The following is a 17,161-nucleotide window of genomic DNA, read 5'->3' as shown; positions in this document are numbered from 1 at the left end:
GCTGCCGGGATCGCCGAACTGGCAGGCGCCTCGCGGGTGTCGCCCTGCGCCGGCAGGGCGCGGCCTTTCCTGGGAAGGGCCACAACAGCACGAGGTCACTGACGGGGGGAAGACGGCAGCCGCTTTCGGACAGCAGTGACTGTGGTGCGTAACGGCAGCCGACGACAGGGGAAGTTCGGACATTTTCTCCTATACATGCAGGCATCCATGCGGGAGTGACGTATGGGGCGATTGATCGCTTCGGGGCGTCATGCGCACTCACTGCGCGGGTGCACCCGGTGCCGAGGCGTGCCGCACCGCCCGCCCCGGCACCGGGTGGCTGGCCGGGTGTCCTTGGGCAGGCGGTCTCCGCTGGTCAGACCCCGGACATCCAGCCGGACAGGGTCGGACGCCGTCAGAAGCGGTCAGACGCGGTCGGCGGCGATGAGGAGGTAGTGGAAGCTGCCTTCGCGGTATGCGGTCAGGAACGGGTCTTCGACGCCGGTGGCGAGGGAGGACTCGGCGCGCAGCTCCCAGTACGGGATCGTGGCCGACGTGAGGTCGACGACGTTGATGGGGACGAGGCCGTTGGCTGCCATCGCCTTGAAGTAGGCGCTGCGGGGATGGATGTTGCAGGTGTAGTGCTCGTCGATCCGGCTCACCGCCTTGGAGCGGCCGCCGGTCACGTCGTTGTAGCAGCCCGTGATGACGACGTAGCGACCGCCGAAGGCCAGTTGGCGCGCGTGCTCGGAGAAGAGCTGGAACAGGTCCACGTACATGGTGGACTCGTTGTTCCAGATGCCCTGGAAGGCTCCGGTCGGGAAGCCGGTGTCCAGCATGTTGCGGAAGTGGTAACGCACCTTGTCGTCCACGCCCCGCTTGTGGGCCTGGCCGTTGGCGAAGTCGACCTGGGCCTGGGAGATGGACACACCGTCGACCTGGCAGCCGAAGCGCGCGTTGGCCATGATGCTGCTGCCGCCCCGTCCGCATCCGGCGTCGAGGAGGCGGTGCTCGGGGGCGATCGGGCCGAGGTGGTCGAGGAGGGTGTCCGCCTGTGCCGATTCCAGTCGGTGCAGTTCCTCGATGATGCGTGCGTCGCGGGTGTCCTCGGGGCCTTCCAGGACGGAGGGGTCGTAGTCGCCGAGCCCGTAGTGGTGGTGGTACAGGCCGTCGACGTCGCCCAGGCTCAGGTTGACCGGGTCCTTCTCGTTGTTCCAGTAGTCCGCAACGGACTGCTGGTAGGCCGTGCGCAGCACCGGGGCCGCGGGAGAGAGAGGGGCGGTGGTCATGGGGAGGCTCCTTGACTGCATGTGGAAGGACCGCGTGGGTGGCAACGAAAGGGGGAGGTCGGGCTCAGGCGTCGTGATAGCGGAGGCTTCCGCTGTGCCATTCACGGTTGCCGCCGAGCCAGGCCCATACGCCCGCGAGGAAGTGGCGCAGCTGCGGCGATCCGGTGAGGACGAGGGCCGCGGCCTCCGCCTCGAAGGTGCGGACCAGTTCGTCGTGGATCTCCACGCTGCGTTCGACCGCCTCGCGCGGCGAGCACCGCTCCTCGGCGGCGATCACGCTGGGCAGGTTGAACTCCACGCCCGAGGAGTGGTCCTCCTTCGCCATCGAGTACAGGTCGTTGACGAGCGTGCTGGCCGTGGCGGCCGTCGTCACGGCGCGGCGGACCCGCGGGTCGGCATACTCGGCGGCCGCCACCGAGTAGCCGCCGACCACGTCGACCAGCGCGATGCAGGGCAGGAAGCTGTTGATCTGACGGTGCGCCAGATATTCGTGGACGGTGGGCATATGGTCGCGGGAGCGCCAGGAACCCTCCTGTCCGTACCCCACGAAGAGGACCGCGACCTCATGGCGGAGCCGGGCCACCTGGGAGGGGTCCGCGTACCTGGCCAGGTCGCGCAGCCCCGAGCGCAGGGCGACCCGGACGGGGTCGTCGGCCATGTCCCGTTCCCATGCGGGTGCGTAGCCGGCCGGGAGGTGGGCGGGGTCGAGGGCCGCGTAGGCGGGGCCGAGGTGCGAGCCGAGCAGTTCGGTCCGCGAGCCCATGGTCTCGTCGTCGCAGTAGTAGTCGTCCGTGGCCCACTCCGCCAGCGCACATTTGGCCGCGGCCAGCAGGCGGTCCGGGTCGTCGCTGTCGGGGTGGGCCAGCATCATCAGGCGCCCGAAGTCGGCCGCGCGTACGCGTGCGAGGCGTCCGGCGTAGAGGCCGACCTCCTCCGCCCAGTCGACCAGCCGGTCGTTGACCTCCCGGCCGAGCGCCTGGTCGTCCCGTATCGCGGGCGGACAGTACAGCTCGGGGACGCCGGTGCCCTGTCCGCCCGTCGTGTCCGGTGGCGCGCCGGTCGCCCGCCTGGCCGTGATGCGGGCCGCGGAGGTGCCGATCCCGGTCGGTCCGGTGGGCACGGCGGTGCGCGCCTGGTGGCGGACGGTTCCCGGCAGCGTCTTCGGTGCGGGCGGGCGGATTCCCCGGCTGTGGGTGAGGAGGGTGGCCGCGAGTCGCGCCACATGGTGGCGGGCCAGGGGTGCGGCCATCCGGGACAGCTGTGACACCGGTTCTGCTCTCCGTTCGCGCCGTCTACGTCAGGACGGGGTGTGGAAGACCTCGACGTTCTCCAGGACGCCCAGCGCGTCGGGCACGAGAACGGCCGCCGAGTAGTAGGTGCTGACCAGGTAGGAGATCAGGGCCTGGTCGTTGATGCCCATGAACCGCACGTTGAGGCCCGGCTCGTACTCGTCGGGGATGCCTGTCTGGCGCAGGCCGACCACCCCTTCCTCGGCCTCCCCCAGGCGCATCGCGAGGATGGCGGAGGTGCCCGCGTCCGAGACGGGGATCTTGCCGCAGGGAAGGATCGGCACGCCGCGCCAGGCGGGCACCGGGTGGCCGGCGACATCGGCGCTGTCGAACGCCAGGCCCCGCTTGTTGCATTCGCGGCCGAGGGCGGCGATGGCACGCGGGTGCGCGAAGAACGCCCTGGTCCCGCGCCGCATGCTCAGCAGTTCGTCCATGTCGTCCGGTGTGGGCGGGCCGGAGTGGGTGGAGATGCGCTGGTTGTAGTCGGCGTTGTGCAGCAGTCCGAACTCGGGGTTGTTGACCAGCTCGGACTCCTGGCGTTCGCGCAGGGCCTCGATGGTCAGCCGCAGCTGCTGCTCGACCTGGTCCATCGGGTCGTTGTAGAGGTCGGCGACCCGGGTGTGCACCCGCAGAATCGTCTGGGCCACGCTCAGCTCGTACTCGCGGGGCTGGAGTTCGTAGTCGACGAAGGTCCCCGGGATCACCGGCTCACCGGTGTGGCCGGCGGCGAGGGCGATGTTCGCCTCGCCCTTCTTGTTCTGCGGGCGCCCCTTCTCGGCCTCGCGCTGCCGGACGTGGGCCCGCAACCGGTCGTCGCGGTCGGCCACTTCCTCGTAGGCGGCCCGAGGCAGGGCCAGCACCGTGCACGCCGTCATCGCACGCGCCGTGAAGTCCCACTCCCCCGGCTCCTCGGCCACCGCATGTCCGCCGAAGAAGCCGCCGTCGGACAGCACACCGCGGCGGGTCTGCTCGCCGTAGTTTCCGGTGCCGACCTTCTCCACCTTGCCGTGCACGATCAGATAGACGTGGTCGACGGCCCCGCCCTGTTCGGCGATGACCTGGCCGGGTCCGTACTGCTGCCGGCGGCACCGGTCGGCGAGCGCCCGCAGCGTCATGTCGTCCTCGAACCCGCGCAGCAGCGGGAGTTCCCCGAGCTCCGCCGGGACGACCCGGACCGCGCTCCCCTCCTGGACGAAGGTGACCCGGCCGTCGCCGACCTCGTAGACCAGGCGTCGGTTGACCCGGTACGCGCCGCCCTTGACCTCCACCCACGGCAGCATGCGCAGCAGCCAGCGCGAGCTGGTGCCCTGCATCTGCGGGACGGTCTTGGTGGTGGTCGCCAGGTTCCGCGCAGCGGCGATCCCGAGGCTGAGCTGTGCCCGGCCGGTCGGCTGCTCGGGCTGCTGCGGGTCCACTGCGATCGACATCCTGGTCCCTTCCATGGGGGCGCACGCATCAAGAAGGAGCCCTCGGAATCACCCGATCGGGCGACGAGAAGCTCCTGTTCCGCAAGTGAACCAGCGGGTAGTGATGTTGGTCGAAACCACCGGCGACACAGAGATCCTTTTGCGCCACCCATCTGCCGCGCGTCGCGCGGTCCATCGCGGTGCAGCACACGGAAATCCGCGGCTCAAGGTGTCCGCTATGCTGCGCTAACTCATCCTTTGATCAAGCCGATACGCGCGCGAAGGCGAGTGGTTCGGCGCCACGAAGCTCGCCGTCGAGGTGGCTGATAATGCGCGATCGAGCGCTCGTCGACCGTGCCTGATTCTCGGCTCCGGGAGCCGGCGCGCGGGGTGCCTGCGACCTGGCGGCGCTCTGGAAGGGCGGCGCATTCTAGTCGGCCAACGGCCGTCGAATCTCTGCCATTTCCCGCAGTCTTTCGCGCTCAGGATGGTGGCGCGCGGCGGCTCGGGCTGCTGGACGGCCCGCGATCCCCCTCGGGACGGCCCCCGCGGATCAGCCCTGCGGGGAAAATTCCTGTCGGCGAAGGCCAGGTACCCTCAACGTGTTCGAGAACCAGCAGAACCAGCATCTGTCACGGCGTCGTCTGCTCGGGCTGGCGGCCCTCGGTGGCGCCGCCGTCGCCGGCATGACCACGATTTCCGCCGCCCCGCGTGCCACGGCCGCCGACAAGCAGGGCCCGCGCGCCGACAGCGGCTCGTTCGTCCCGGCCGTGGTGATCGGTACGGGGTACGGCGCCGCGGTGTCCGCACTGCGGCTCGGCGAGGCCGGGGTCCCGACGCTGATGCTCGAAATGGGCCAGCTGTGGAACAAGCCGGCGGAGGACGGCAACGTCTTCTGTGGCATGCTCACGCCGGACCGCCGCTCCAGCTGGTTCAAGTCGCGCACCGAGGCGCCGCTCGGCTCGTTCCTGTGGCTGGACGTGATCAACCGGAACATCGACCCGTACGCGGGCGTGCTGGACAAGGTGCACTTCGACGAGATGTCGGTGTACGTGGGGCGCGGCGTCGGCGGCGGCTCGCTGGTCAACGGCGGCATGGCGGTCGTGCCGAAGCGCGCGTACTTCGAGGAAGTGCTGCCGCAGGTGGACGCGGCGCAGATGTACGAGCGGTACTTCCCGCGCGCCAACGCCGCGCTCAAGGTGAACCACATCGACCCGGCCTGGTTCGAGGAGACCGAGTGGTACAAGTTCGCGCGGGTCTCGCGCGAACAGGCGGGCAAGGCGGGCCTGAGCACCACCTTCGTCCCCAACGTCTACGACTTCGACCACATGAAGCGCGAGGCGGCCGGTACGGCGCCCAAGTCCGCGCTGGCGGGCGAGGTCATCTACGGCAACAACCACGGCAAGCAGAGCTTGGACAAGACCTACCTGGCGGCCGCCCTCGGCACCGGGAAGGTCACCATCGAGACCCTGCACCGGGTCACCGCGATCCGGGAGCAGGCGGACGGCAGTTACGTGCTGTCCGTGGACCAGAGCGACGCCAACGGCACGGTCATCGCCCACAAGGAGATCGCCTGCCGCCACCTGTTCCTCGGCGCCGGCAGCCTCGGTTCGACCGAGCTGCTGGTGCGGGCCCGGGACACCGGCGCGCTGCCCCGCCTCAACGCGGAGGTCGGGGAGGGTTGGGGTCCCAACGGCAACATCATGACCGGACGGGCCAACCACGTGTGGAACCCCACAGGTGCCCACCAGTCGTCGATCCCCGCCCTGGGGATCGACGACTGGGACAACCCCACCGCCCCGGTCTTCGCGGAGATCGCGCCGATGCCGGCCGGTCTGGAGACCTGGGTCAGCCTCTACCTTGCGATCACCAAGAACCCCGAACGCGGCAAGTTCGTCTACGACAAGGCCACCGACCGGGCGGTGCTGCGCTGGACGCGGGCCCAGAACGCGCCCGCGGTCGAGGCCGCGAAGTCGCTGTTCGACCGGATCAACAAGGCCAACACGACGATGTACCGCTACGACCTGTTCGGGCCGCAGCTGAAGAACTTCGCCGACGACTTCTGCTACCACCCGCTCGGCGGCTGCGTGCTGGGCAAGGCCACCGACGGGTACGGCCGGGTCGCGGGCTACCACAACCTCTACGTCACCGACGGCGCGCTCATTCCGGGCTCGATCGGGGTGAACCCCTTCGTGACGATCACGGCGCTGGCCGAGCGGAACATCGAGCGGATCATCGCCGAGGACGTCAAGGCCGCGTCCTAGCCGGCGGCGGTCCACGGCACCGGTCGGCTGCGGACGCCGAGGGCCGCACCCTCCTTTTTCCCCGCCCGGGTCTACGGATTTTCCGGTGGCTCGCGTGAGATCAAAGGAGGGTGCGGCCAGCCGATCCGCGCAGGGGCTCGCTCACCGAACCCCCTTTGTCCTCGCTGAAAGGGAATCCATGGACTCCGCCCGACGGCCGATCCTTTTCGTCAGTCTTCCGGAGAGTGGGCTGGCAAATCCGTTGCTCGTGCTCGCCGAGGAACTCTCCCGTCGGAACGTGCCGGATCTGTGGTTCGCCACCGACGAGCCGCGGCGCGAGGACGTGAAGGGGATATCGGTGGGCTCCCCGGTGGAATTCGCCTCGCTGGGGGAGGTCGTCAGCGAACTGTCGGCGGTGACCTGGAACGACGAGGTCTACCGGGAAGTCACCCAGTCGTCGCGGTTCAAGGCACATCGTGCGGTGATCAGGCATTCGTTCGTGCCGGTGGCGTCGGACGCGAAGTTCCAGAAGCTCGCGGCGATCGTCGACGAGGTACAGCCGGCGTTGATGGTCATCGACAGCATCAGTGGATTCGCCATCGAACTCGCCATCGCCCGGAAGATTCCGTTCGTGTTGAGCGTGCCGTTCTCACCGAGCAACGTGCTGACGGCGTTCACGCCGTTCGGGAAGGGCTACACGCCGTGGGACTTCCCCGTTCCGCACACCGGATTTCCGCGTCGCATGACGCTGACCCAGCAGATCAGCAACCAGTTGTTCAAGTGGCGGACGCTGGCGATGTTCCTCTCACCGAAGATGAGCAAGGTGCTGGCTCAGGACACCCAGCGGCGCAAGGCACGCGGGCTGCCGCCGTTGAGCCCGATGGCCCGGATCGAGAACGCCCAGCTGGTGCTGTGCAATTCGATCGCCGAATTGGACTATCCGGTGCGGCTGCCACGGCAGATGAAATTGGTCGGAGCGATGGTTCCGCCGCTGCCGGAGGCTCCGGACGACGAGGAACTGTCGGGCTGGTTGGACGCGCAGTCCTCGGTGGTCTACGCGGGATTCGGCACGATCACCCGGCTGACGCGCCAACAGGTCAGTGCGATGGTGGAGGTGGCCCGGCGCCTCGACGGACGGCATCAGGTGTTGTGGAAACTGCCGTCGGGACAGCAGCACCTGTTGCCTCCCGAGGAGACCCTGCCGGGGAATCTGCGCATCGAGAGCTGGGTCCCGTCGCAGCTGGACGTGCTCGCGCACCCGAACGTGAAGGTGTTCTTCACGCATGCCGGCGGCAATGGCTACAACGAGGGCATGTACTTCGGGAAGCCGCTGGTGGTCCGGCCCTTGTGGGTGGACTGCTACGACCAGGCGGTGCGCGGCCAGGACTTCGGGATCAGCCTGACCCTCGACCGCCCGCGGGACATGGACGTCAACGACGTGGTCGACAAGTTGACCCGGGTGTTGGAGACCCCCTCCTTCCGCAGGAACGCGGAACGGCTGGGGGCGCTGCAGCGGGCGGCGGGCGGGCGGGCGACCGCCGCCGATCTGCTCCTCGGGCTGCCGGCCCTCGCCGGGGGCCCGCAGTGAACGCGCTCGTGAGCGCGTGTGGGACGTGTGGAATTTCGAGGAGGATGAGGTAGCGGATGTCGTTCAAATACCCGGTGTCCCGGCCCGCGTTGACCGGGCGGGAGCTGGAGTACCTGACCGCCACGGTCGAGGACGGGTGGATATCGTCGCAGGGGCCCGTGGTCCGGCGTTTCGAGCGGGCCTTCGCCGATTACAACGCGACCGCGCACGGCGTGGCCTGTTCGTCCGGAACGACCGCACTGACGTTGGCGCTCCGTGCGCTGGGCGTCGGGCCGGGCGACGAGGTGATCGTTCCCGAATTCACGATGGTGGCCTCCGCGTGGGCGGTGACGTACACCGGCGCGACGCCGGTCTTCGTCGACTGCGGGGACGACCTCAACATCGACGTCTCGCGCATCGAAGAGAAGATCACGTCGCGGACGAAGGTCATCATGCCCGTCCACATCTACGGGCGGCGCTGTGACATGGACGCGATCATGGACCTCGCGTTCCAGTACAACCTGAAGGTCGTGGAGGACAGCGCCGAGGCGCACGGCGTCCGGCCGACCGGGGACATCGCCTGCTTCTCGCTCTTCGCCAACAAGATCATCACTGCCGGCGAGGGGGGCATCTGCCTCACCGACGACCCCAAGCTGGCGGACCAGATGGCGCACTTGCGGGCCATGGCGTTCACCAAGGACCACAGCTTCCTGCACAAGAAGGTGGCCTACAACTTCCGCATGACGGCCATGCAGGCCGCCGTCGCGCTCGCCCAGGTCGAGCGGCTCGACGACATCCTGGAGACCCGGCGCGGGATCGAGCGGCGCTACGACGAGGGGCTCGCCGACGTCCCCGGCATCACGCTGATGCCGCCGCGGGACGTGTTGTGGATGTACGACCTGCGGGCCGAGCGGCGCGAGGAGCTGCGCGAATTCCTCGCCGGTGAGTCGATCGAGACCCGGCTCTTCTTCAAGCCGATGAGCCGGCAGCCGATGTACTTCCATCCCGACTGGCCCTCGCTCAAGGCGCACACGTTCGCCGAGGACGGGCTCTACCTGCCCACGCACACCGAACTCACGCCCGCCGACCAGGACTTCGTGATCGACCGGATCCGTGCGTTCTACAGTGCCTGACGGCCCGTTCGAGAGGGAATACCGACCCATGACGCACACAGGCCCGGCCGCGCCGCGAACCTGCCCGGTCTCGACACCGGCGGTTCCGGCCGTGGACGCGACGGATCCGCTGGTGGTCGACTTTCCGCAGCGCCAGCCCGGCGTGCCGTTCCCGCCGCCCGACTACGCCGACTACCGCGGCCGGCAGGGGCTGGTCCTCTCGCACCTGCCCGACGGCAAGCGGGTGTGGCTGGTCACCCGCCACGAGGACGTCCGTGCCGTACTGACCAGCCCCAAGATCAGTTCCAACCCCGAGCACGAGGGATTCCCCAACGTCGGGGAGACCGTGGGAGTGCCCAAGCAGGATCAGGTCCCAGGCTGGTTCGTGGGGATGGACTCCCCCGAGCACGACCGGTTCCGCAAGGCGCTGATCCCGGAGTTCACCGTGCGGCGGGTGCGCGCGATGCGGCCGGCCATCGAACGGACGGTGGAGGCGCGCCTGGACGAGATGCTGGCCGCCGGCAACACCGCCGACCTCGTCGCCGACTACGCGCTGCCGATTCCCTCCCTGGTGATCTCCTCGCTGCTCGGGGTGCCGGCCGCGGACCGGGAGTTCTTCGAGTCCAGGACCCGCGTCCTGGTCTCCCTCCGCAACTCCACCGAAGAGCAGCGCTGGGCGGCCGGCAAGGACCTGCTGCGCTACATCGGCCGCCTGATCTCCATCAAGGAGAAGTGGCCCGGCGACGACCTGGTGAGCCGGCTGCTGGCCAACGGCGCCATCGCCCCCCACGAGCTGTCGGGGGTGCTGATGCTGCTGCTCATCGCCGGCCACGAGACCACGGCCAACAACATCGCGCTCGGCGTGGTCACGTTGCTGACGAACCCCCAGTGGATCCATGACGAGCGGGCCGTGGAGGAGACGCTGCGCTTCCACTCCGTCGCCGACCTGGTGTCCCTGCGGGTCGCGGTCGAGGACGTGGAGATCGCCGGCCAGGTCATCAGGGCGGGCGAGGGCATCGTGCCGCTGGTCGCCGCGGCCAACCACGACGACAGCGTCTTCGAATGCCCGCACAAGTTCGACCCCTCCCGGTCCGCCCGCAGCCACGTGGCCTTCGGCTACGGCGTGCACCAGTGCCTGGGGCAGAACCTGGTGCGAGTGGAGATGGAGGTCGCCTACCGGAAGCTCTTCGAGCGCATCCCCGACCTCCAACTCGCCGTGCCGATCGACGGGTTGGGCATCAAGTACGACAGCGTGCTCCACGGGCTCCACGAGCTTCCGGTCCGCTGGTAGCGCCCGGCCCGGCCGCCCGGTGGCGCGTGCGCCCGGCCACCGGGCGGCCCACCTTCACCGCAGGAGAGACCAGGAGAGTCATCGACATGCGTATCACCGTTGCCCCCGACCGCTGTGTGGGGGCGGGCCAGTGCGTGCTCAACGCGCCCGCGCTCTTCGACCAGGACGACGACGGACTCGTCACCCTCCTCACCGATCCCACCGCCGACCAGGAGTCCGCGGCCCGAGTGGCGAGTGGCCTGTGCCCGTCCCGGGCGATCACCGTGCACGAGGGCTGAGGCCCGCCCCGGGCGGAGCCCGGCGTTGTCCCCACCCATGACGAGAGTGTTTGAGATCCGGGAGTGATGGTGCCCGTCCACACAGATGACTACGTGATCCAGCCGCCCACCGACGCGGCGGAGGCACGGGACGCCCGGACGCTGTCCGAGGTGTTCGAAACCGCCGTGGCATCCGCTCCCGATTCCGTGGCCGTCATCGACGGGAACCGCTCGTGGACGTGGGCGCAGTGGCGGGCGGGCGTCGACGCGCTGGCCCGCGGGCTGCAGGAGTCCGGGGTGGTGCCCGGCGACGTGGTGGCGGTGCAGCTCCCGAACTGCTGGGAACTCCAGACCCTGCACCTGGCCGTCGCGGCCGTCGGTGCGGTGCTGTTGCCCGTCCACCAGGGCACACCGGCCGCGGAGGTCCATGTGCTGCTGGCCCGGGCGGAACCCGCCCTGTTCGTCCTGTCAGCCGCGGAGGGCGAGCGCCTGGCGGCGGTCCCCGCGCTGCTGGAAGGTGTGCCGTCGTTGCGCGGCGTGCTGACGGCCGGCGGGGCGGCGGGAGGCGAGAAGTCCGGGTTCGCGTCGCTGGACGGGCTGCTGGCGGCCTGGACGGACAGCCGGCCCCGGCCGGTGGACGTCACCCCCGACCTGCCGCTGGTCCTGATCCCCTCGTCCGGCACGGTCTCCGCGCGGCCCAAGCTCTGTGTGCACAGCCACGACGGTCTGCTGTCGAACACCGCGGCCGTCGTCGCCGAGGACGCCGACGCCTTTGCCGGTACGGTCCTCACGGCCTGCCCGATGACCCATCTGTTCGGCCTCCAGGCCATGCACGCGGCGCTGCTCGCGGGCTGCGGGCAGGTGCTGCTCACCGGGTGGGACGTGGAGCGCTTCCTGGAACTGTCGCGGGAGCACGCGCCCCGCGTCGTCTTCGCCGTGCCCGCGCAACTGCAGGATGTCCTCGCGCGACTCGCCAGGACGGGCGAGCCGACGGGCTTCGCGCCGCACCAGGTGCGTACCGCGGGGGCCGCTCTCGCGCCGGCGCTCGCCGCAAGGGTGCGCGCGGTCCTCGACTGCGAACTGGTCGTGGTGTGGGGCATGTCCGAGATCGGCACCGGCTCCCGCACCCGGCCCCAGGACCCCGACGGCAGCGTGGGCCGGCCGGTCCCCGGAGTGGACGTCCGGGTCGTCGACGAGCACGGCGAGGTGTGCGCGGCGGGCGAGACGGGTGAACTCCACTACCGGGGGCCCGGATTGTTCCGCGGCTATCTCCGTGAACCGGAGCTGACCCGCTCGGCCCTCACCGAGGACGGCTGGCTGCGCACCGGCGACCTCGCGGCCGTCGACGCGGACGGCGTGGTGGTCCTGCACGGCCGGGCGACCGAACTGATCAACACGGGCGGTCGGAAGTTCAGCGCCGCCGAAGTCGAGGGGCTGCTCGCGGGCCTGGCGGGCCTGGGCCCGCTGGCGGTGGCCGGCGCACCGGACGACCGGCTCGGGGAGTACCCGTGCCTGGTCGTGACCGACCACGCGGACCGCACGATCGGCCTGAGCGAAGTGACCGCGTTCCTGCACCGGCTGGGCCTCGCCGACCACAAGATCCCCCTCGAACTGGTCTCCGTGCCCGACCTTCCCCGCTCCCCCGCCGGGAAGCTCGACCGTCGGGCGCTCACGCGGCTGCTCACCGGCCTCGGGACGGTGTCCGTCCCGGCCCGGCTCGGCGCGCTCCCGCCGTACACGGTCGAGGAGGCGCTGGAGGTCGTGCGCGACTGCGTCGGCCGGTTGGTCGGGAGGGACGGCGACGCCGTCCCCTTCTCCCCCCACGCCGACTTCCGCCAGCTCGGCCTCGACTCGATCCTCGCGGTGCGGCTGCGGAATCTGCTGCGGGAGGAGACCGGGCTGCTGCTCCCGACCACGCTGGCCTTCGACTGCCCCACCCCGTGGGCCGTCGCGCACCGGCTGGCCGAGCACGAGGACACGTCCCAGCCGGCACCGTCCCGGGACGAGCCGCGGCGGGCCTCCGCGGACGGCGCCGACCCGGTGGCCGTCATCGGCATGGCCTGCCGGCTGCCGGGCGGGGTCGGCTCCCCCGAGGCCCTGTGGGAGCTGCTCACCGACGGGACCGACGCCATGTCCCCGTTCCCCGAGGACCGCGGCTGGGACCTGGACCGGCTCTTCGACGACGACCCCGACCGCCCGGGCACCTCCTACGCACGCGAGGGCGGCTTCCTGCCCGACGCGGGCGACTTCGACGCGGGCTTCTTCGGCCTCTCCGACCAGGAGGCGACGGCGATCGACCCGCAGCAGCGGCTGCTCCTGGAGGCGGCCTGGGAGACCGTCGAGCGGGCGGGCATCGCCCCGGAGTCCCTGCGGGGAACCCGTACCGGCGTCTTCGCGGGCGCGATGGACCGCGGCTACGGTGCCAACGCGTCCGCCGTGCCCAGCACGTGGGAGAGCATGCTCACCACCGGGGCCGCCGGTAGCGCGGTCTCGGGGCGCATCGCCTACACCTACGGGCTCGAAGGCCCCGCGATGACGGTCGACACCGCCTCCTCGTCCTCCCTCGTCGCCCTGCACCTGGCTTGCCGGTCCCTGCGATCGGGCGAGACCGACCTGGCGCTGGCCGGCGGCGTCACCGTCATGGCGACCCCCACGCCCTTCACGCACTTCTCCCGGCTGCGCGCGCTCTCCCCCGACGCCCGTGCGAGGGCCTACGCCGACTCCGCCAACGGCTCCGCGTGGTCGGAGGGGGCGGGACTGCTCCTCCTGGAGCGGCTGAGCGACGCCCGACGCAACGGACACCGTGTCCTGGCGCTCGTACGGGGCTCCGCCGTGAACCAGGACGGCGCCTCCAACGGGCTCACCGCGCCGAGCGGGCCGGCACAGCAGCGCGTGATCCGCGAGGCCCTGGCCGACGCCGGGGTGGCGCCGCAGGACGTGGACGCCCTGGAGGGGCACGGCACCGGCACTCCGCTCGGCGACCCCATCGAGGCCCAGGCCCTGCTGGCCACGTACGGCCAACAGCGGCCCGAGGGACGGCCGTTGTGGCTGGGGTCGGTGAAGTCGAACATCGGGCACACGCAGGCCGCCGCCGGGGTCGTCGGGGTCATCAAGACGGTGCTCGCGCTGCAGCACGGTGTCCTGCCGCGGACGCTGCACGCGGACACCCCGTCGGCCAAGGTGGACTGGTCCGCCGGTTCGGTGCGGCTGCTGACCGAGGCCCGGACGTGGCCGCGGGAGAGCGGACGCACGCGCCGGGCGGGGGTGTCCTCGTTCGGGCTCACCGGGACCAACGCCCACGTGATCCTGGAGGAGGCGCCGGGCGAGGTCCCGCAAGGGACACCGGTGACGTCCGGGCCGGTTCGGGACCCGGAGCCGGCCGACGAACCGGCCGCGCCCTGGGTGCTGTCCGCCCGGAGCCGGGCGGCGCTGCGCACCCAGGCTCGGCGCCTGGCCGAGCACCTGGCGGCCCACCCCGACCTGCGTGCTCGGGACGTCGCCCACGCCCTGACCACCACCCGCAGTCTGCACCGCCACCGCGCCGTCGTCACCGGCTCCGACCGGGCACAACTACTCGCCGCGGCCGCGGAGTTCGGGCGTGCCGAACGCGCCGCCGGTGTCGTCCCGCACGATGCCGCGCCGGGCGGGCTGGCCTTCGTCTTCCCCGGGCAGGGAAGCCAGCGCAACGGCATGGGACGGGCGGCGGCCGAGGCGTTCCCGGTCTTCGAGCAGGCGCTGCGCGAGGTGTGCGCGGCGCTGGATCCCCTGCTGGCACGGCCGCTGACCTCGGTGATGTGGGCGGCTCCCGACTCCGACGACGCGGCCCTCCTCGACGACACCACCTACACGCAACCCGCGCTGTTCGCCGTCCAGGTGGCCCTGTACCGGCTGTTCGAGTCCTGGGGCGTGCGCCCCGGTTTTCTGGCGGGGCACTCGGTCGGCGAGATCTCCGCCGCCCACGTCGCCGGTGTGCTCTCCCTCCGGGACGCGTGCGCCCTGGTGGCGGCCCGCAGCCGGCTCATGGGCGCGCTGCCGCCCGGTGGTGCGACGGTGGCGGTCCGCATCACCGAGGACGAAGTGCTCCCATGGTTGGCGGAGTTGCGGGACCGCGTGTCGATCGCCGCCGTGAACGGGCCTCACTCCGTCGTGCTCTCGGGCGCCGAGGCCCCGCTCATGGCGCTCGCCGACCGGCTCCGCGCGGCCGGTCACAAGACCCGGCGGCTCGCGGTGAGCATCGCGGTCCATTCCCCGTTGATGGATCCCGTGCTGGAGGAGTTCCGCGCGGTCGCCCACGGGCTGTCCTACGCCGCGCCCGCCGGCCCGCTCGTCTCCACCGTCACCGGTCGCCTCCTGACCGACGAGGAGGCGCGCGACCCGGACCACTGGGTGCGGAACGTGCGGCAGTCCGTGCGCTTCAAGGATGCGATCGACCGGCTCCGGGACGAGCGCGTCACCGGGTTCCTGGAGCTGGGTGCCGAGCCGGTGCTCACACCGATGATCGACGAGTGCGTGGAGTCGGCGGACCCGGAGCCCGGGGTCGCCGTGATGCCGACGTTGCGCACCGGCGCGCCGGAACGGGACGCCCTGCTCACCGCGGTCGCCCGGGTGCACGCCCATGGCGTTCCCGTCGCCTGGGACGCGGTGCTGCCCGGGGCCCGACCCGTGCCGCTGCCGACGTACGCGTTCCAGCGGCGGCGGTTCTGGCTGGCGTCGGCTCCCGCGGGGGCGACGGGCGCGGCTGCCGACTGGCGCGTCGCGGATGCCACGGGCGTCGGAGGTGCCTCGACCGGCGCGGCCGGGGCGCCGACCGGTGATGAACCGTCAGGACTGGACGCCCGTCTGTCCGGTCTCGACGACGCCGCGCGGGACGCACTCGTACTGGCCCTGGTCCTCGACGAGACGTCGGCGGTGCTCGGCGGCCAGGAGATGGGCGGCGAGGAGGGCCACCGCACGTTCAAGGAGCTGGGCATCAACTCGTTGAACGCGGTCGAACTGCGCAACCGCCTCATCGCGGCCACGGACACCCGGCTTCCCGCCACGCTCGTGTACGACTTCCCCACCCCGAACGCGGTGGTCCGACTCGTATGTGAGCGCAGCGCGGCGCGGTCCGCCGCCCCCGTGCGCGATGTGGCGTCGGTGGTGGCCGAGTTGGAGGCCCTGCTCGCCATCGGCGCGGAAGTCTCGGAGGAGACCGCGGCGCGGTTGAAGGCCGTGACGGCCACGACGGCCACGACCGCGGGGGCCGGCGGTGGTGCGGGGACCGGCCCCGATGGGGCACTGGACCTGACAGCGGCCAGCGACGATGACCTCTTCCGGCTGATGGACGCGGGGAGTTGAGGGTCGTCGGGGGGTGACGGCTGCTGGGTCGGGTGGGTGCGGGACCTCTCCGGAGCTCCCGCACCCACTCGTCGGTCGACGTCGGAATCCGCGGCGCGCGGCCCGCTCTCCAACGGCACCAGGCATACCGCGCCAAAACTAGAAAATTCCACACCATTCCGGACCGTAGGGTCCGGTCATGAACTCCCATTCCACGGCGGCTGTGCTGGCCGCCCGCCAGATCGCCGTATCGTTCGTGGCCGCCGTCTCGGCCGTGGGGCTCGCCACCCCCCTCGCCTCGGCCGAGCCCCTCGCCACGCCCCCCGAAGCAGCCGCCCCGCACGCGCCGCGGGCATCCCTCGCCGCGCACGACATTCCCTTCACCGACGCCGAGGTCACCCAGCGGGCCGACGGCTCGTTCGCCGTGTCCTGGAAGGCGCCCACGGTCGGTTCGGTCACCGTCTACGTCGGCGACCGACTCGTGGCCCACGGCGGGGCCGAGGCCGACGTCATCGTCCGCGGGCTCCCCGCCGCCGACCGGCAGTGGTTCCGCCTCGTACCCGACCAGGGCGACCCGCTCACCCTCGCCGACCGCTCGCTGCACCTTGCGGGCGCGCCCAACTTCCGCGACGTGGGCGGCTACCGCACCGGCGACGGCCGGTGGGTCAAGATGGGCGTGCTGTACCGCACCGGCGATCTGCACGCCCTCTCCGACGCCGACCTGGCCAAGCTTGAGCGCCTGGGCATCCGCACGGACCTGGACCTGCGCATGCCGTACGAGCGCGCTGAGGCCCCGGACCGCATACCCGCGGGCGCACGCTACATCTCCGCCAACGTGCTGGGCCAGGACGTCAAAGGCGACCTGCCCGCCACGGCCGCGGCGTCCAGGCGGATGATGGCCGACTCCTACCAGTGGCTCGTCTCCAAACCCTCCGCGCTCAACGGCTATCGCTCGCTGTTCCAGCTCGCCGACGCCCCCGGCTCCTCCCCGCTGGCCTTCCACTGCCAGGGCGGCAAGGACCGTACGGGCTGGGGCAGTGCCGCCCTCCTCGCGGCCCTGGGTGTGGACCGCGCCACCGTCATGCGGGACTACCTGGCCACCAACGACTACCTCGCGGCGCAGAACGCCGCCACGCTCGCCCGGCAGACCCCCGAGATGGCCGCCCGTCTGAAGCCGATCCTGGAAGCCAAGGCCATGTACCTGAACACAGCCTTCGACGAGGTCAAGGCCCGCTTCGGCACCTTCGACCGCTATCTGCGAGACGGGCTGGGCCTGACCGAGCAGGACCTGGCACGACTGCGCGAGGCACTGCTCGTCGGCTGATCGGCGACCGGTCGACCGGCCCCCGGTCCGACAGCCGCTCACGGACCGCACGCGCGAACGCCCCTTCCGGCCGCGGCCGGAAGGGGCG

General features: G+C 71.1%; 10 protein-coding genes. 7 read left to right on the top strand and 3 right to left on the bottom strand.

Annotated elements, in window-relative coordinates; genetic code table 11:
* Nucleotides 1-404: 404 nt before the first annotated feature.
* From SNOUR_RS39855 to SNOUR_RS39845, 3 genes are all read right to left on the bottom strand, one after another.
* A complete protein-coding gene (locus tag SNOUR_RS39855; protein WP_067357102.1) occupies nucleotides 405-1,268 on the bottom strand; it encodes a geranyl diphosphate 2-C-methyltransferase in 864 nt (287 codons plus the stop codon).
* Nucleotides 1,269-1,332: 64 nt separating this feature from the next.
* The gene (locus tag SNOUR_RS39850) at nucleotides 1,333-2,535 is read right to left on the bottom strand and encodes a family 2 encapsulin nanocompartment cargo protein terpene cyclase (protein ID WP_067357099.1); all 1,203 of its coding nucleotides are present in this window, start codon (nucleotides 2,533-2,535) and stop codon (nucleotides 1,333-1,335) included.
* Nucleotides 2,536-2,565: 30 nt separating this feature from the next.
* The gene (locus tag SNOUR_RS39845) at nucleotides 2,566-3,984 is read right to left on the bottom strand and encodes a family 2B encapsulin nanocompartment shell protein (RefSeq protein WP_067357098.1); all 1,419 of its coding nucleotides are present in this window, start codon (nucleotides 3,982-3,984) and stop codon (nucleotides 2,566-2,568) included.
* Between the two features lie 581 nt (nucleotides 3,985-4,565).
* Here SNOUR_RS39845 and SNOUR_RS39840 point away from each other — a divergent pair.
* From SNOUR_RS39840 to SNOUR_RS39810, 7 genes are all read left to right on the top strand, one after another.
* Nucleotides 4,566-6,227 (top strand): GMC oxidoreductase, encoded by a 1,662-nt coding sequence (locus tag SNOUR_RS39840; RefSeq protein ID WP_079143204.1) that lies wholly within the window; start codon nucleotides 4,566-4,568, stop codon nucleotides 6,225-6,227.
* A gap of 178 nt (nucleotides 6,228-6,405) precedes the next feature.
* A complete protein-coding gene (locus SNOUR_RS39835; RefSeq protein ID WP_067357095.1) occupies nucleotides 6,406-7,794 on the top strand; it encodes a glycosyltransferase in 1,389 nt (462 codons plus the stop codon).
* Nucleotides 7,795-7,850: 56 nt separating this feature from the next.
* Complete coding sequence (locus SNOUR_RS39830; protein WP_067357092.1) at nucleotides 7,851-8,906, top strand: DegT/DnrJ/EryC1/StrS family aminotransferase; 1,056 nt, start codon at nucleotides 7,851-7,853, stop codon at nucleotides 8,904-8,906.
* Nucleotides 8,907-8,934: 28 nt separating this feature from the next.
* Nucleotides 8,935-10,176 carry a cytochrome P450 gene (locus tag SNOUR_RS39825; protein WP_079143203.1) on the top strand — a complete coding sequence of 414 codons (1,242 nt, stop codon included), beginning with the start codon at nucleotides 8,935-8,937 and terminating at the stop codon, nucleotides 10,174-10,176.
* Between the two features lie 86 nt (nucleotides 10,177-10,262).
* Complete coding sequence (locus SNOUR_RS39820) at nucleotides 10,263-10,454, top strand: ferredoxin (protein ID WP_067357089.1); 192 nt, start codon at nucleotides 10,263-10,265, stop codon at nucleotides 10,452-10,454.
* Between the two features lie 66 nt (nucleotides 10,455-10,520).
* Nucleotides 10,521-15,770, top strand: coding sequence for a type I polyketide synthase (locus SNOUR_RS39815; protein ID WP_067357086.1), 5,250 nt, complete (start codon nucleotides 10,521-10,523; stop codon nucleotides 15,768-15,770).
* A gap of 178 nt (nucleotides 15,771-15,948) precedes the next feature.
* On the top strand, nucleotides 15,949-17,073 hold the full coding sequence (locus tag SNOUR_RS39810; RefSeq protein WP_067357083.1) for a tyrosine-protein phosphatase: 1,125 nt from the start codon (nucleotides 15,949-15,951) through the stop codon (nucleotides 17,071-17,073).
* The last annotated feature ends 88 nt before the right edge of the window (nucleotides 17,074-17,161 follow it).

The organism is Streptomyces noursei ATCC 11455 (genome assembly GCF_001704275.1).
Taxonomy (GTDB): domain Bacteria; phylum Actinomycetota; class Actinomycetes; order Streptomycetales; family Streptomycetaceae; genus Streptomyces; species Streptomyces noursei.
This window is presented reverse-complemented; position numbering and strand designations above follow the sequence as displayed.